This window comes from Pseudomonas sp. PS01300 (assembly GCF_029960155.1).
Classification (GTDB): domain Bacteria; phylum Pseudomonadota; class Gammaproteobacteria; order Pseudomonadales; family Pseudomonadaceae; genus Aquipseudomonas; species Aquipseudomonas palmensis.
In genome coordinates, this window is the sequence record NZ_JASCPN010000040.1 from 38132 (window position 1) to 51967 (window position 13836).

The 13836-nt window shown below is 63.0% G+C and carries 16 protein-coding genes; 13 read left to right on the forward strand and 3 right to left on the reverse strand.

Features of this window, described 5'->3' with window-relative positions; all coding sequences use genetic code 11:
- Positions 1-167: 167 nt before the first annotated feature.
- Entirely contained in the window at positions 168-707 is a 540-nt protein-coding gene (locus tag QMX96_RS18405; RefSeq protein WP_043862395.1) for an RNA polymerase factor sigma-70, read from the forward strand.
- Between the two features lie 145 nt (positions 708-852).
- Here QMX96_RS18405 and QMX96_RS18410 read toward each other — a convergent pair whose 3' ends face one another.
- Positions 853-1866, reverse strand: a complete 1014-nt coding sequence (locus QMX96_RS18410; RefSeq protein ID WP_104572911.1) for a GNAT family N-acetyltransferase — start codon at positions 1864-1866, stop codon at positions 853-855.
- Positions 1867-1931: 65 nt separating this feature from the next.
- Positions 1932-2687, reverse strand: coding sequence for a transporter substrate-binding domain-containing protein (locus QMX96_RS18415; RefSeq protein ID WP_282362193.1), 756 nt, complete (start codon positions 2685-2687; stop codon positions 1932-1934).
- A 189-nt stretch (positions 2688-2876) separates the two neighbouring features.
- Here QMX96_RS18415 and QMX96_RS18420 point away from each other — a divergent pair, with 189 nt between their 5' ends.
- Together QMX96_RS18420 and QMX96_RS18425 are read left to right on the forward strand one after the other, a co-directional pair.
- Positions 2877-3428: an exonuclease domain-containing protein gene (locus QMX96_RS18420; protein ID WP_043862393.1), complete on the forward strand. Its 552-nt coding sequence runs from the start codon at positions 2877-2879 to the stop codon at positions 3426-3428.
- Positions 3429-3498: 70 nt separating this feature from the next.
- Entirely contained in the window at positions 3499-3783 is a 285-nt protein-coding gene (locus QMX96_RS18425) for a pyrimidine/purine nucleoside phosphorylase (RefSeq protein WP_043862392.1), read from the forward strand.
- 81 nt (positions 3784-3864) lie between these two features.
- Here QMX96_RS18425 and QMX96_RS18430 read toward each other — a convergent pair whose 3' ends face one another.
- Complete coding sequence (locus QMX96_RS18430) at positions 3865-4554, reverse strand: alpha/beta family hydrolase (RefSeq protein WP_043862391.1); 690 nt, start codon at positions 4552-4554, stop codon at positions 3865-3867.
- 49 nt (positions 4555-4603) lie between these two features.
- On the opposite strand from QMX96_RS18430, the gene ccoN (QMX96_RS18435) reads away from it, so the two are divergent.
- The 10 genes from ccoN (QMX96_RS18435) to QMX96_RS18480 all read left to right on the forward strand — a co-directional run bounded on the left by ccoN (QMX96_RS18435) (position 4604) and on the right by QMX96_RS18480 (position 13760).
- Complete coding sequence (gene ccoN, locus QMX96_RS18435; RefSeq protein WP_043862390.1) at positions 4604-6028, forward strand: cytochrome-c oxidase, cbb3-type subunit I; 1425 nt, start codon at positions 4604-4606, stop codon at positions 6026-6028.
- Between the two features lie 10 nt (positions 6029-6038).
- Positions 6039-6647 (forward strand): cytochrome-c oxidase, cbb3-type subunit II, encoded by a 609-nt coding sequence (ccoO, locus tag QMX96_RS18440; RefSeq protein WP_043862389.1) that lies wholly within the window; start codon positions 6039-6041, stop codon positions 6645-6647.
- A 5-nt stretch (positions 6648-6652) separates the two neighbouring features.
- Entirely contained in the window at positions 6653-6850 is a 198-nt protein-coding gene (locus QMX96_RS18445; protein ID WP_043862388.1) for a CcoQ/FixQ family Cbb3-type cytochrome c oxidase assembly chaperone, read from the forward strand.
- Complete coding sequence (ccoP, locus tag QMX96_RS18450; protein ID WP_282362192.1) at positions 6847-7782, forward strand: cytochrome-c oxidase, cbb3-type subunit III; 936 nt, start codon at positions 6847-6849, stop codon at positions 7780-7782. Before QMX96_RS18445 ends, ccoP (QMX96_RS18450) begins: the two co-directional genes overlap by 4 nt.
- Before the next feature lie 489 nt (positions 7783-8271).
- Positions 8272-9714, forward strand: a complete 1443-nt coding sequence (ccoN, locus tag QMX96_RS18455) for a cytochrome-c oxidase, cbb3-type subunit I (protein ID WP_043862386.1) — start codon at positions 8272-8274, stop codon at positions 9712-9714.
- On the forward strand, positions 9714-10322 hold the full coding sequence (gene ccoO, locus QMX96_RS18460) for a cytochrome-c oxidase, cbb3-type subunit II (protein ID WP_043862385.1): 609 nt from the start codon (positions 9714-9716) through the stop codon (positions 10320-10322). The genes ccoN (QMX96_RS18455) and ccoO (QMX96_RS18460) overlap by 1 nt, the downstream gene beginning before the upstream one ends.
- 5 nt (positions 10323-10327) lie before the next feature.
- Positions 10328-10525: a CcoQ/FixQ family Cbb3-type cytochrome c oxidase assembly chaperone gene (locus QMX96_RS18465; protein WP_043862418.1), complete on the forward strand. Its 198-nt coding sequence runs from the start codon at positions 10328-10330 to the stop codon at positions 10523-10525.
- Complete coding sequence (gene ccoP, locus QMX96_RS18470; RefSeq protein ID WP_043862384.1) at positions 10522-11502, forward strand: cytochrome-c oxidase, cbb3-type subunit III; 981 nt, start codon at positions 10522-10524, stop codon at positions 11500-11502. The genes QMX96_RS18465 and ccoP (QMX96_RS18470) overlap by 4 nt, the downstream gene beginning before the upstream one ends.
- A gap of 293 nt (positions 11503-11795) precedes the next feature.
- Entirely contained in the window at positions 11796-13211 is a 1416-nt protein-coding gene (ccoG, locus tag QMX96_RS18475) for a cytochrome c oxidase accessory protein CcoG (protein WP_058542067.1), read from the forward strand.
- Positions 13212-13223: 12 nt separating this feature from the next.
- A complete protein-coding gene (locus QMX96_RS18480) occupies positions 13224-13760 on the forward strand; it encodes a FixH family protein (RefSeq protein ID WP_043862382.1) in 537 nt (178 codons plus the stop codon).
- Positions 13761-13836 lie beyond the last annotated feature (76 nt).

Consider the following 13836-nt stretch of genomic DNA (forward strand, 5'->3'; position numbering starts at 1 on the left):
ATTTTCGAAGCGGATCACGGGGTAGTGCTTAGAACCAAAAAACAGCTTGAAGTATTACTTTTCGCATTTGACAATAATTATCATTAAGAATAGCTTGTCGCACGTCGTAGGAAGCATCTCCTCGCGGAGTGCTTCGCTTCCCTCTTCGAGAACAAGGTGAAATTTCCATGGCGGAACAACTGTCCACAAGTAAGTGCGATTCACCGTTACTCCAAGCGTTCGTCGACAATCGCAGCATTCTGGTGAAAATTGCCGCCCGGATCACCGGGTGTCGCTCACGCGCCGAGGATGTCGTGCAGGACGCTTTCTTCCGGCTCAGTGCAGCCCCGCAGATCACCTCGTCGTTCAAGGCGCAGTTGAGCTACCTGTTCCAGATCGTGCGCAACCTGGCCATCGACCATTACCGCAAGCAGGCGATGGAGCTGAAGTATTCCGGCAGCGAAGAGGAAGGTCTGAATGTGGTCATCCATGGTGCCTCGCCCGAAGCCACGCACATCAATTTCGCGACGCTTGAGCACATTGCCGATGCGCTGAGCGAGCTGCCGCAGCGCACCCGCTATGCGTTCGAGATGTACCGCCTGCATGGCGTGCCGCAGAAGGACATCGCCAAGGAGCTGGGCGTGTCGCCGACCCTGGTGAACTTCATGATTCGCGATGCGCTGGTGCATTGCCGCAAGGTGTCGCTGGCGCGGGGTGAGGTGGCCTGAAGGGGCCACCCTGCGCCGCTGCTGCCCTGTAGGAGCCGGCGTTGCCGGCGATCCGCCCTCCAGGCCAGATGCCGGGTGTCCGGCAGCACGAGCGCCTTGTGCTGGTTCGCCGGCAACGCCGGCGCCTACAGGATCGGGTGCCGGCCTACACCAGCCTGCAGCGCTCGAAGAAGCGCTCGCGCCCCAGGATCATCAGCGCCGCACGCTTGTGCGGGAAGTCGAATTCCTTCTCGCAGTGAAAGCACTGGTCGTGCATGTAGCCGATCATCTTGGCATTGTCGGCCCGAGGCTCGGCCACCACGCGCTGGGTGCGCGGGTCGTCCAGGAACAGGTAGTGCACCAGCGCCGACAGCCAGCTGGCCACCTTGTGCGGCCCGCGGTGCGTCTGCTCCCCTACCAGCATGTGAATGCCACGGTCGTAGTCGTCGGCCGCATAGAACGGTGCAATCCGGTCCTCCTTGGCCCAGTAGGCTTCGAAGTAGGCAAACGGCTGGTCGTCGAAGCAGCCGATCAGGGTCAGTGTGTGCGGGTCGGCCTCAAGCTTGCTCAGGTAGTCGCGGTGCTGTTCGAGGCTGCCGCCCTCCTGCCAGAAGCTCAGCACCCGCGGGTTGTTCTGCCAACGGTTGAAGCGCTCCAGGTCGTGGTCGATTTCCAGGGTCCGCAACGAGATCCAGGCCCCCAGCCGCGCATCGAAGCGCCGATACACTTCCCCCCGCGGCTTGGGCGCACGGCGCGGATGACGCTTGCCGGCACTGATCTGCATCTGCTGCGGGTACACGCCCGACAGCGATTCGCCCAGCCACGGTTGCGGCAACTGCCAGAACAGCGTGCGTTCGCAGCGGTAGCGCCCCGCCTGTTCGTCGGCCACCAGCAGGCCGCTGGCCAGTGCCGCCTCGGGCACCTGCGCCAGATGCCAGCACAGGCGCTGACACCCCGGATCGCGGGAAAACAGCCAGTAGCACGCGGCCCACAACGCCTGCTGTGGGCGCTCGGGGCAGGTGTATTGCAGGTGCACGTCAAGGTCATCACCGCGCTCCAGACGCAGGCGCACCAATGGCGTGTCTTCGAGCACCAGGCTCAGGTGGCAGTCGGTTTCATCGGCGCTGAGGCTGCGCCAGCGCGGCAGGGACAACGCGCAGGTTGCGGTATCGGAAGGCATGGTCTTGGGCTCACGAAGTGGAAGAGACAATCTCACTGCAGTTGACGTGAAAACCGTGGGCGAATTTAGGGCGAATGGGCCGCGCTGACACCGATCTGGTAAGGCCCGAAGATGTCCTGCAACTGACCGTTCTCGTGCAGTTGCTGCAACAGACGGGCAAAGGCCTCGCCACTGATCGGTGCCTGGGGACGCAGCAGTGCGTAATGGTGATAGGTCTGGTCGGTACGCTCGGAGGCCAGGAACTGGCCTCGGTAATCCTCGTGGCGCGCCAGAAAGTCGTACAGGTACGAACGGGTCACCAAGGCCACGTCGGCGCGGTCGCGCTGCACCATCATCAGGTTGCTGTCGTGGGAATAGGTCAGGGTGGCGCCGAATGTTTGCTGCAGGTACCTGGCGTCGGCATTGAAACCGGCGAAGGCGTAGTGATAGCCGCTGTACAACGCCAGGCGCTTGCCCTGCAGGCTGTCGAAGTAGCCCTGGCCGCGGCCTTCGATATTGTGCGTGACGAAGACTTCGGCATCTTCGAGGCCGAGATCGACCTTGACGAAGTCGATGCCTTTCCAGCCCCAGTCAGGGTTTTCGAAGATCGCCATGTCGATGCGACCCTCGTTGAAGTCGCGAAAGCGTCGCGGTATGGAGGTGGGCACCAGCGTGAAATGGTAGGTGTCCTGAAGCGCGTTCAAGGCCTGGATCAACTGCGCCAGCAGGCCGCTGCCGGTATCGCGTTCGGGATTGACGGTGTACGGCGGAAAGTGCGCTGCGCCGATCCTGATCTGCTCCTGGGCACACACCGGTGTGGTCAGCCACGCCACCGCGAGCATCGACAGGGAGAGCACGACCTGTGGCAGTGACGCTGAACTCAAGGCAACACACTCTTTACGGGTTCGCGCCTAAACTAGGCGTTTTCCTACGCTTGCACAACTGGCAGAACCATCAGGCAAATGGCCACGGGATACCGCACAGGCCACAGATTGGCTACGCTCAGGCGAGTATCTGTCAAGGAGCCTGCCATGGGCCACTGGTTGGTGATCGACCTGGAAGCTACCACCGACGAGGGTGGCTGGCCGATCGAAGACATGGAAATCATCGAGATCGGCGCCAGCCTGGTCAACCGCGAAGGCCGCGAGGTGGACCACTTCCAGCGCTTCGTCAAACCCCGGCGGCGCCCGCTGCTGACGCCCTTTTGCCGTGAGCTGACGCATATCGCCCAGGCGGACATCGACGCCGCCGCCTCCTTTGCCAAGGTGTGGGACGGGTTCGAGCACTGGCTGCAGCATCAGCAGGCGCACCTGCAGGGCTGGGTCAGCTGGGGCGACTACGATCGCCGCCAGCTGCTGCAGGAATGGCAGGTGCACCAGGTGCACAGCCTGCTGGCCGACACCTGCCACCTCAACCTCAAGCAGCGCTTCGCCAAGGCCCGCCACCTGAAACGCCCGCCCGGGCTCAAGGGCGCGCTGGCCCTGGCCGGGCTGCAGTTTGTCGGGCAGCAGCACCGCGCCCTGGAAGATGCGCGCAATACCGCACGCCTGCTGCCGCTGAGCCTGCCGGCCCAGGGCGCCTGAAAGCGGATGACGCCACCGGGAGGCTTGGGCATACTGGCCAGCCCTTTTTTGCCCCTTTCAGGAGTCGCCCATGTTTAAGGTCAACGAGTACTTTGATGGCACGGTCAAGTCGATCGCCTTCACCAGCGCCGAAGGCCCGGCCACTGTCGGCGTGATGGCCCCGGGCGAGTACGAGTTCGGTACGGCCAAGCGCGAGATCATGCACGTGGTGTCCGGCGCCCTGATCGTCAAGCTGCCGGGCAGCGACAACTGGGAAACCTTTACCGCCGGCAGCCAGTTCAATGTGCCGGCCGACAGCAAGTTCCAGCTGCAGGTGAAGGTCGATACCGCCTACCTGTGCGAATACCGCGACTGATTCAAAGGCTTCGCCGGCAAGGCCGGCTCCTGCAGGGGACTGCGGTCGTTGCAGGAGCCGGCCTTGCCGGCGAAGCGGCCATCAGCGTAAAAACGCCACGATGCTGTCCGCCGCCGCCCCCAGGTGGTGCGCATGGCTGAACCCCGAGGCCTTCAGCGGCTTCAAGTCATGATCCCCTGCCACCAGCCAGCACAGCTCGATGGCTGACGACAGTGCATACCCCTCCACCGTCTCGCGATTGCCCAGCGCATCACGCTCGCCCTGCACGATCAGGGTTGGCGTCTTCAGTTCGGCCAGGTGCGCCACCCGCGGCTTCTCGGGCTTGCCTGCGGCATAGAACGGATACCCCAGGCACACCAGCGCATCCACCCCCAGTTCGTCCGCCACCAGGCTGGCCATGCGCCCGCCCATGGACTTGCCGCCGATCACCAGCGGCCCAGCGACCAATGGTCGCACCTGGGCCACCACTTCGCGCCAGCAGTCGAGCAGGCGGGCCTGGGGGTTTGGCGGCCTTCTGCCACCATCGAGCCGGCGCTGAGCCATGTAGGGAAACTCGAAGCGCAGTACCGCCAGCCCTTGCGCGGCAAGCCTCTGCGCCATGTCGGTCATGAACGCGCTGTCCATGGGTGCGCCCGCGCCGTGGGCCAGGATCAGGCACCCCAGGGGCGACGCATCTGCCTGATTTTGCGGGGCATCGTACAACCAGCCGCGTTGTTCGACCCACTGCGCCCATTGATCCCCGTCAATACCGGCCACTTGCCCATTACTCATGCTTGCCTCGCTGTTTAGCCTGCCTATAACCGTGGATGGGAACCCATACATGAACACAACCAGCAGTACCGCCTACAACTACCAGGTGGTCCGCCAATTCGCCATTATGACGGTGGTGTGGGGAATCGTCGGGATGGGGCTCGGCGTTTTTCTCGCCGCGCAGCTCGTCTGGCCTTCACTCAACTTCGACCTCCCGTGGACCAGCTTCGGGCGCCTGCGCCCCTTGCACACCAACGCGGTGATCTTCGCCTTCGGAGGCTGTGCACTGTTCGCCGCCTCCTACTACTCGGTACAGCGTACCTGCCAGACCGTGCTGTTCTCGCCACGCCTTGCCGCCTTTACCTTCTGGGGCTGGCAACTGGTGATCGTGCTCGCGGCCGTCAGCCTGCCGCTGGGTTATACCAGCTCCAAGGAATACGCCGAACTGGAATGGCCGATCGACATCCTGATCACCATCGTCTGGGTGGCCTACGCCGTGGTGTTCTTCGGCACCCTGATGAAGCGCACCACCAAGCACATCTACGTGGGCAACTGGTTCTTCGGTGCGTTCATCATCACCGTGGCGATCCTGCATATCGTCAACAACCTGGAAATCCCGGTCAGCCTGACCAAGTCGTACTCGCTGTACGGCGGCGCCACCGACGCGATGGTGCAATGGTGGTACGGCCACAACGCCGTAGGCTTCTTCCTGACCGCAGGCTTCCTGGGCATGATGTACTACTTCGTGCCCAAGCAGGCCGAGCGCCCGGTGTACTCGTATCGCCTGTCGATCGTGCACTTCTGGGCCCTGATCACCCTGTACATCTGGGCCGGCCCGCACCACCTGCACTACACCGCCCTGCCCGACTGGGCGCAGTCGCTGGGCATGGTGATGTCGCTGATCCTGCTGGCGCCCAGCTGGGGCGGCATGATCAACGGCATGATGACCCTCTCGGGCGCCTGGCATAAGCTGCGCAGCGACCCGATCCTGCGCTTTCTGGTGGTGTCGCTGGCGTTCTACGGCATGTCGACCTTCGAAGGCCCGATGATGGCGATCAAGACCGTCAACGCCCTGTCGCACTACACCGACTGGACCATCGGCCACGTACACGCCGGCGCCCTTGGCTGGGTAGCGATGATCTCGATCGGCGCGCTGTACCACATGATCCCGAAAGTGTTCGGCCGCGAGCAGATGTACAGCCTGGGCCTGATCAACGCGCACTTCTGGCTGGCGACCATCGGCACCGTGCTGTACATCGCCTCGATGTGGGTCAACGGCATCGCCCAGGGCCTGATGTGGCGTGCAGTCAACGCCGACGGCACCCTGACCTACTCCTTCGTCGAAACCCTGGTGGCCAGCCACCCTGGCTTCATCGTGCGGTTCGTGGGCGGTGCGATCTTCCTCACCGGCATGTTCCTGATGGCCTGGAACACCTGGCGCACCGTGCGTGCCCCAGCGGGCGAGACCGCCAACGCCACTGCGCAGCTGGCCTGAGGAGAACCTGATGAAACACGAAGTAATCGAGAAGAACGTCTTCCTGCTGGTGCTGTTGATGGTGTTTGCCGTCAGCATCGGCGGCCTCACCCAGATCGTCCCGCTGTTCTTCCAGGACGTCACCAACAAGCCGGTCGAAGGCATGAAGCCCTACACCGCGCTGCAGCTGGAAGGCCGCGACATCTACATCCGTGAAGGCTGCGTACAGTGCCACTCGCAGATGATCCGCCCGTTCCGCGCCGAAACCGAACGCTACGGCCACTACTCGGTAGCCGGTGAAAGCGTGTGGGACCACCCGTTCCTGTGGGGCTCCAAGCGTACCGGGCCTGACCTGGCCCGCGTCGGCGGCCGCTACTCCGACGACTGGCACCGCGCGCACCTGTACAACCCGCGCAACGTGGTACCCGAGTCGAAGATGCCGGCCTACCCGTGGCTGGTGGCCAACCCGGTCGACAGCAGCCATACCGAGACCAAGCTGCGCGTGATGCGCACCCTGGGCGTGCCCTACAGCGACGACGATATCACCGGCGCCGTGGCCTCGCTCAAGGGCAAGTCCGAGATGGACGCGCTGGTCGCCTACCTGCAGGTGCTCGGCACCGCGATCAAGAACAAGAGGTAAGCGCCATGGACTTCACACTGGATATCGGCCAGTTACGCGGCCTGGGCACCCTGCTGGTAGCCATCGCCTTCATCGGCCTGGCGCTGTGGGTGTTCAGCGGCCGGCGTGACCGCGAGTTCGCCGAAGCGAGCCTGCTGCCGTTCGCCGACGATCGCCTTGTACCTGCCGCCAAAGAATCCGAATCGAGGAGTAACGGGCAATGACCACCTTCTGGAGTACGTACATCTGCGTACTGACCATCGGTAGCCTGATCGGCCTGACCTGGCTGCTGCTCAGCACCCGCAAGGGCCAGAGCAAGGGCACCACCGACCAGACCATGGGCCACAGCTTCGACGGCATCGAGGAGTACGACAACCCGCTGCCCAAGTGGTGGTTCTGGCTGTTCGTGGGCACCCTGGTGTTCTCGGTGGGCTACCTGATCCTGTACCCGGGCCTGGGCAACTGGAAAGGCATCCTGCCCGGCTACGAGAACGGCTGGACCGGCGCCAACGAGTGGCAAAAGGAAATGGACCGCGCCGACGCCAAGTTCGGGCCGATCTTCGCCAAGTTCGCCGCCATGCCGGTGGAAGAAGTGGCCAAGGACCCGCAGGCGCTGAAAATGGGCGGTCGCCTGTTCGCCTCCAACTGCTCGGTGTGCCACGGCTCGGACGCCAAGGGTGCCTACGGCTTCCCCAACCTCACCGACAATGACTGGCGCTGGGGCGGTGACCCGGAAACCATCAAGGCTTCGATCATGGGCGGTCGTCACGGCGTGATGCCGGCCTGGGCCGAAGTGATCGGCGAGCAGGGCGTGGCCGATGTGGCCGGGTTCGTGCTGACCAACCTCGATGGCCGCACCCTGCCCAAGGACGCCAAGGCCGACGTGGAAAACGGCAAGCAGCTGTTCGCCGCCAACTGCGTGGCCTGCCACGGACCGGAAGGCAAAGGCACCCCGGCGATGGGCGCACCTGACCTGACCCACCCGCAGGCATTCATCTACGGTTCGAGCTATGCCCAGCTGCAGCAGACCATCCGTTACGGCCGTCAGGGCCAGATGCCGGCTCAGCAGGAGATTCAGGGCAACGACAAGGTCCACCTGCTGGCGGCCTATGTCTACAGCCTGTCGCAACCGGCAGAGAACGTAACTGCCAAGTGAAACGATGATGTAACTGAGCCTTGACTCAAACCGCCGCATCGACAACGGTGCGGCGGTTCCCACCGCCCCTTGCGACCAAGTGTCGCACCCCGCCGCACACCCGCCTTGCACCCCCCCTGATCGAGACTAAGCTTGTTGCCACAGTGGCTTGAAGTCTTGCACCTGAATGCACCTTTTTGGCGCACTTTCTGTTCGCGAGCCACCACCAAAGGCTGATGGATCCCGGCCCAAGTGCGAATTGCCTGCCCTGACCACGCAGGACGATAGTGCCAAGGCAGCTTAATGCGTGCACAACGAAAGCGGAATAATGGTGCACATTATCGCCTTGCGATTGTGTACACTTCCCACCGCCAATCGGCTGGAAACGCCGTAAAATCGGCCTTCGCAAGGTGCGGCGCGATTTCCATCGCGTTGCAATAACCACACGGTTTATACATACTTGCGCCGATTTTTTAACCAACAAAAACACCCAAACCGTGGAACCTTAGAATGAGCACAGCAATCAGTCCGACTGCTTATAACTATAAGGTCGTCCGCCAGTTCGCCATCATGACGGTGGTCTGGGGGATCCTTGGCATGGGCCTCGGTGTCTTCATCGCCTCGCAACTGGTCTGGCCTCAGCTGAACCTGGACCTGCCGTGGACGAGCTTTGGACGCCTGCGCCCCCTGCACACCAACCTGGTGATCTTCGCCTTCGGTGGGTGCGCACTGTTTGCCACTTCCTACTATGTCGTGCAGCGAACCTGCCAGACGCGACTGATTTCCGACAGCCTCGCGGCCTTCACCTTCTGGGGCTGGCAAGCGGTGATCGTCGGCGCGCTGGTCACCCTGCCGCTGGGCTACACCACGACCAAGGAATACGCAGAACTGGAATGGCCTATCGCCATTTTGCTGGCCATCGTGTGGGTTACCTACGGTGCGGTGTTCTTCGGCACCATCGTCAAGCGCAAGACCAAGCACATTTATGTGGGCAACTGGTTCTACGGTGCCTTCATCGTGGTGACCGCGATGCTGCACATCGTCAACCACGCCTCGCTGCCGGTCAGCCTGTTCAAGTCGTACTCGGCCTACTCGGGCGCGACCGACGCGATGATCCAGTGGTGGTACGGCCACAACGCCGTGGGCTTCTTCCTGACCACCGGCTTCCTGGGCATGATGTACTACTTCGTACCCAAGCAGGCCGAACGCCCGATCTACTCGTATCGCCTGTCGATCGTGCACTTCTGGGCGCTGATCACCCTGTACATCTGGGCAGGCCCCCACCACCTGCACTACACCGCGCTGCCCGACTGGGCGCAGTCGCTGGGCATGGCGATGTCGATCATCCTGCTGGCCCCGAGCTGGGGCGGCATGATCAACGGCATGATGACCCTCTCGGGCGCCTGGCATAAGCTGCGCACCGACCCGATCCTGCGCTTTCTGGTGGTATCGCTGGCGTTCTACGGCATGTCGACCTTCGAAGGCCCGATGATGGCGATCAAGACCGTCAACTCGCTGTCGCACTACACCGACTGGACCATCGGCCACGTACACGCCGGCGCTCTGGGCTGGGTAGCGATGATCTCGATCGGCGCGCTGTACCACATGATTCCGAAAATCTATGGCCGCGTGCAGATGCACAGCGTGGGCCTGATCAACGCGCACTTCTGGCTGGCGACCATCGGCACCGTGCTGTACATCGCCTCGATGTGGGTCAACGGCATCACCCAGGGCCTGATGTGGCGCGCCATCAACGACGACGGCACCCTCACCTACTCCTTCGTCGAAGCGCTGCAGGCCAGCCACCCGGGCTTTATCGTGCGTGCACTGGGCGGTGCGTTCTTCGCCTCCGGCATGCTGCTGATGGCCTACAACGTTTGGCGCACCGTCCGCGCCTCGCAGCCGGCCGAAGCTGAAGCCGCCGCTCAGATCGCTGTCGTTGGAGCTCACTGATGAAGCACGAAGTAGTCGAGAAGAATATCGGCCTGCTGGCCTTCTTCATGGTCATCGCCGTGAGCATCGGCGGCCTGACCCAGATCGTCCCGCTGTTCTTCCAGGACGTCACCAACAAGCCGGTCGAGGGCATGAAGCCTCGCGTCGCGCTGGAGCTGGAAGGCCGCGACATCTACATCCGTGAAGGCTGCGTGCAGTGTCACTCGCAGATGATCCGTCCGTTCCGCGCCGAAACCGAGCGCTACGGCCACTACTCGGTAGCCGGTGAAAGCGTGTGGGACCACCCGTTCCTGTGGGGTTCCAAGCGTACCGGGCCTGACCTGGCCCGCGTCGGCGGCCGCTACTCCGACGACTGGCACCGCGCGCACCTGTACAACCCGCGCAACGTGGTGCCGGAGTCGAAGATGCCGGCCTACCCGTGGCTGGTGGAGAACACCCTCGACGGCAAGCTGACCGCCAGGAAAATGGAAGTGTTGCGTACCCTCGGCACGCCCTACACCGACGAGGACATCGCCGGTGCCCGCGACGCGGTCAAGGGCAAGACTGAAATGGACGCTCTGGTTGCCTACCTGCAAGGGCTGGGCACCATCATCAAAAGCAAACGGTGACCTTGATGGATATCGGGATGATTCGTGGCCTGGGCACCGTCGTGGTGATGGTGGCCTTCATCGGCCTGGCGTTGTGGGTATTCAGTTCTCGGCGCAAGTCCGAGTTCGACGAAGCGACCATGCTGCCCTTCGCGGATGATCCCGAAGCCAGCAAGCACGTCGAGCAAGCGCAAGCGAGCGCTTCTAGGAGTAACAAAGAATGACTACCTTCTGGAGTCTGTACGTCACCGTTCTGAGTCTGGGTACCATCTTTGCCCTGACCTGGCTGCTGCTGTCCACCCGCAAGGGCCAGCGCAGCGAAACCACCGAAGAAACCGTGGGCCACGCCTACGACGGCATCGAGGAATACGACAACCCGCTGCCCAAGTGGTGGTTCATGCTGTTCGTGGGCACCATCGTGTTCGCCCTGGGCTACCTGGTGCTGTACCCGGGCCTGGGCAACTGGAAAGGCCTGCTGCCGGGCTACCAGTACCTGGACAACGAAAACAAGGTGGCCTTTGCCAACGGCGAGTCGGGCTGGACCGGCGTGCACGAGTGGGAAAAGGAAATGGCGCGTTCGGATGCCAAGTTCGGGCCGATCTTCGCCAAATTTGCAGCGATGCCAATTGAAGAAGTGGCCAAGGATCCGCAAGCCCTGAAGATGGGTGGCCGCCTGTTCGCCTCCAACTGCTCGGTATGCCACGGCTCCGACGCCAAGGGCTCCTACGGCTTCCCCAACCTGACCGACGACGACTGGCGCTGGGGCGGCGAGCCCGAGACCATCAAGGCCACCATCATGGGCGGTCGTCACGGCGTGATGCCGGCGTGGGCCGAAGTGATCGGCGAGCAGGGCGTGGCCGATGTGGCCGGGTTCGTGCTGACCAACCTCGATGGCCGCACCCTGCCCAAGGACGCCAAGGCCGACGTGGAAAACGGCAAGAAGCTGTTCGCCGCCAACTGCGTGGCCTGCCACGGACCGGAAGGCAAAGGCACCCCGGCGATGGGCGCGCCCAACCTGACCCATCCGCAGGCGTTCATCTACGGCTCGAGCTACGCCCAGCTGCAGCAGACCATCCGTTACGGCCGCCAGGGCCAGATGCCGGCGCAGCAGGACATTCAGGGCAACGACAAGGTCCACCTGCTGGCGGCCTATGTCTACAGCCTGTCGCACCAGCCAGAGAAAACCGCCGAAGCGCAGTGAACATGCCCCGGCTGTGAAAAGGCCCCGCCAGTGTTGCTGGCGGGGCCTTTTTATTGGCGCAGGCCCCTTCTGCCGGCAAGCCGGCCAAGGGGCCGGATCTGCCACCCACGTGACTCAGGTCAATTGACAAGCTCCACTACACTATCGCCCGCCACTAACCAACGCGACCAAAGGTCGCACTGCACCCTGTACCGCAATGACAGGCGTATCATGCGCCCTAGAGCAGCAACAACTTCTGACTGCGGTCGGCATGTACTGGCCGCGGCACTTTTCCACTGCCGTGGGACTCAATGATGAGCAAACAGATTCCAGTACATGACGTCACCCCACCTGCCAAGAAAGATGCCGGCGGCGTCGACCTCTATGCCGCACGGGAAAAGATCTACACCCGCGCCTTCACCGGCCTGTTCCGCAACCTGCGCATGGCCGGCGGGGCCCTCCTGTTTCTGCTGTACTTCGGTACCGTCTGGCTGAACTGGGGCGGGCACCAGGCCGTGTGGTGGAACCTGCCCGAGCGCAAGTTCTACATCTTCGGCACCACCATCTGGCCCCAGGACTTCATCCTGCTCTCGGGCATCCTGATCGTCGCGGCCTTCGGCCTGTTCTTCATCACCGTGTTCGCCGGGCGCGTGTGGTGCGGCTATACCTGCCCGCAAAGCGTGTGGACCTGGATCTTCATGTGGTGCGAGAAGGTCACCGAAGGCGACCGCAACCAGCGCATCAAGCTCGACAAGGCGCCCATGAGCGCCAACAAGCTGGTGCGCAAGCTGGCCAAGCACAGCCTGTGGCTGAGCATCGGCTTCGTCACCGGCATGACCTTCGTCGGCTACTTCAGCCCCATTCGCGAACTGAGCATCGAATTCTTCACCGGCCAGGCCGACGGCTGGGCCTACTTCTGGGTCGGCTTCTTCACCCTGGCCACCTACGGCAACGCCGGCTGGCTGCGTGAGCAGGTGTGCATCTACATGTGCCCGTATGCGCGCTTCCAGAGCGTGATGTTCGACAAGGACACGCTGATCGTGTCGTACGACCCGCGTCGCGGCGAAACCCGCGGCCCGCGCAAGAAGGACATGGACTACAAGGCCAAGGGCCTGGGCGACTGCATCGACTGCACCATGTGCGTGCAGGTATGCCCGACCGGCATCGACATCCGCGACGGCCTGCAGATCGAGTGCATCGGCTGCGCCGCCTGCATCGATGCCTGCGACACCATCATGGACAAGATGGAGTACCCGCGCGGGCTGATCAGCTACACCACCGAGCACAACCTGTCGGGGCAGAAGACGCACATGCTGCGCCCGCGCCTGATCGGCTACTTCGTGGTGCTGCTGGTGATGATCGGCCTGCTGGCCACCGCCTTCCTCATGCGCCCGCTGGTGGGCTTCGACGTGAGCAAGGACCGCGTGCTGTACCGCGAGAACGCCCAGGGCCGCATCGAGAACGTGTACAGCCTCAAGGTGATGAACAAGGACCAGCGCGACCACGTGTACGTGCTCGATGCCTCCGGCCTGCCGGACCTCAAGCTCGAAGGCGCGCGGGAGATCCGCGTGGCGGCCGGCGATATCGTCAGCCTGCCGGTACAACTGTCGATGGCACCGGAAGATCTGCCTTCGACTGCCAACGAAGTCACCTTCACCCTCAAGGACGCCGACGACAACGGCACCCAGGTCGAAGCCAAGAGCCGTTTCATCGGCCCCAACATTCGCTAAGAGAGTAGAGACATGCCTGCAAACGCCTCCAGCCCCTGGCACCACCACCTCTGGCCGTGGATCATCATCGGCGTGCTGGCCACGTCGGTGACCTTGAGCCTGACCATGGTGACCATCGCGGTGAACAACCCGGACAACCTGGTCAACGACAACTACTACGAGGCTGGCAAGGGCATCAACCGCTCGCTGGACCGCGAGCTGCTGGGGCAGAGCCTGAAGCTCAAGGCCAGCGTGCACCTGGACGAGCTGACCGGCGAAGTGGACCTGCGCCTGAGCGGTGACAGCCAGCCGCAGACCCTGGAGCTGAACCTGATCTCGCCGACCCAGCCGGAGAAGGACCGCAAGATCATGCTGACCCGCAGCGAAAGCGAGCCCGGGCGTTACCTGGGGCAGTTGAGCGACAAGGTCGAGGGCCGGCGTTTCGTCGAGCTGCTGGGTACCGAAAAGGGCCAGGTATGGCGCCTGTTCGAAGAAGAGCAAGTGGCGCACGACACCACGCTGATGCTGGGTGACGAGGCGCTGCAAGGGGCTGAACACCTCGAGAAATGAGTCGACTGCAATCGCGGGTCAAGCCCGCTCCCACAGGTTTTCGGTGCTCAGACACCCTGTGGGAGCGGGCTTGACC

What these genes read in the sequence shown, in the direction of transcription:
- QMX96_RS18405 (WP_043862395.1), top strand. Translation starts at nt 168, where the DNA reads ATGGCGGAACAACTGTCCACAAGTAAGTGCGATTCACCGTTACTCCAA.
- QMX96_RS18410 (WP_104572911.1), bottom strand. Translation starts at nt 1,866, where the DNA reads ATGCCTTCCGATACCGCAACCTGCGCGTTGTCCCTGCCGCGCTGGCGC.
- QMX96_RS18415 (WP_282362193.1), bottom strand. Translation starts at nt 2,687, where the DNA reads ATGCTCGCGGTGGCGTGGCTGACCACACCGGTGTGTGCCCAGGAGCAG.
- QMX96_RS18420 (WP_043862393.1), top strand. Translation starts at nt 2,877, where the DNA reads ATGGGCCACTGGTTGGTGATCGACCTGGAAGCTACCACCGACGAGGGT.
- QMX96_RS18425 (WP_043862392.1), top strand. Translation starts at nt 3,499, where the DNA reads ATGTTTAAGGTCAACGAGTACTTTGATGGCACGGTCAAGTCGATCGCC.
- QMX96_RS18430 (WP_043862391.1), bottom strand. Translation starts at nt 4,554, where the DNA reads ATGAGTAATGGGCAAGTGGCCGGTATTGACGGGGATCAATGGGCGCAG.
- ccoN (WP_043862390.1), top strand. Translation starts at nt 4,604, where the DNA reads ATGAACACAACCAGCAGTACCGCCTACAACTACCAGGTGGTCCGCCAA.
- ccoO (WP_043862389.1), top strand. Translation starts at nt 6,039, where the DNA reads ATGAAACACGAAGTAATCGAGAAGAACGTCTTCCTGCTGGTGCTGTTG.
- QMX96_RS18445 (WP_043862388.1), top strand. Translation starts at nt 6,653, where the DNA reads ATGGACTTCACACTGGATATCGGCCAGTTACGCGGCCTGGGCACCCTG.
- ccoP (WP_282362192.1), top strand. Translation starts at nt 6,847, where the DNA reads ATGACCACCTTCTGGAGTACGTACATCTGCGTACTGACCATCGGTAGC.
- ccoN (WP_043862386.1), top strand. Translation starts at nt 8,272, where the DNA reads ATGAGCACAGCAATCAGTCCGACTGCTTATAACTATAAGGTCGTCCGC.
- ccoO (WP_043862385.1), top strand. Translation starts at nt 9,714, where the DNA reads ATGAAGCACGAAGTAGTCGAGAAGAATATCGGCCTGCTGGCCTTCTTC.
- QMX96_RS18465 (WP_043862418.1), top strand. Translation starts at nt 10,328, where the DNA reads ATGGATATCGGGATGATTCGTGGCCTGGGCACCGTCGTGGTGATGGTG.
- ccoP (WP_043862384.1), top strand. Translation starts at nt 10,522, where the DNA reads ATGACTACCTTCTGGAGTCTGTACGTCACCGTTCTGAGTCTGGGTACC.
- ccoG (WP_058542067.1), top strand. Translation starts at nt 11,796, where the DNA reads ATGAGCAAACAGATTCCAGTACATGACGTCACCCCACCTGCCAAGAAA.
- QMX96_RS18480 (WP_043862382.1), top strand. Translation starts at nt 13,224, where the DNA reads ATGCCTGCAAACGCCTCCAGCCCCTGGCACCACCACCTCTGGCCGTGG.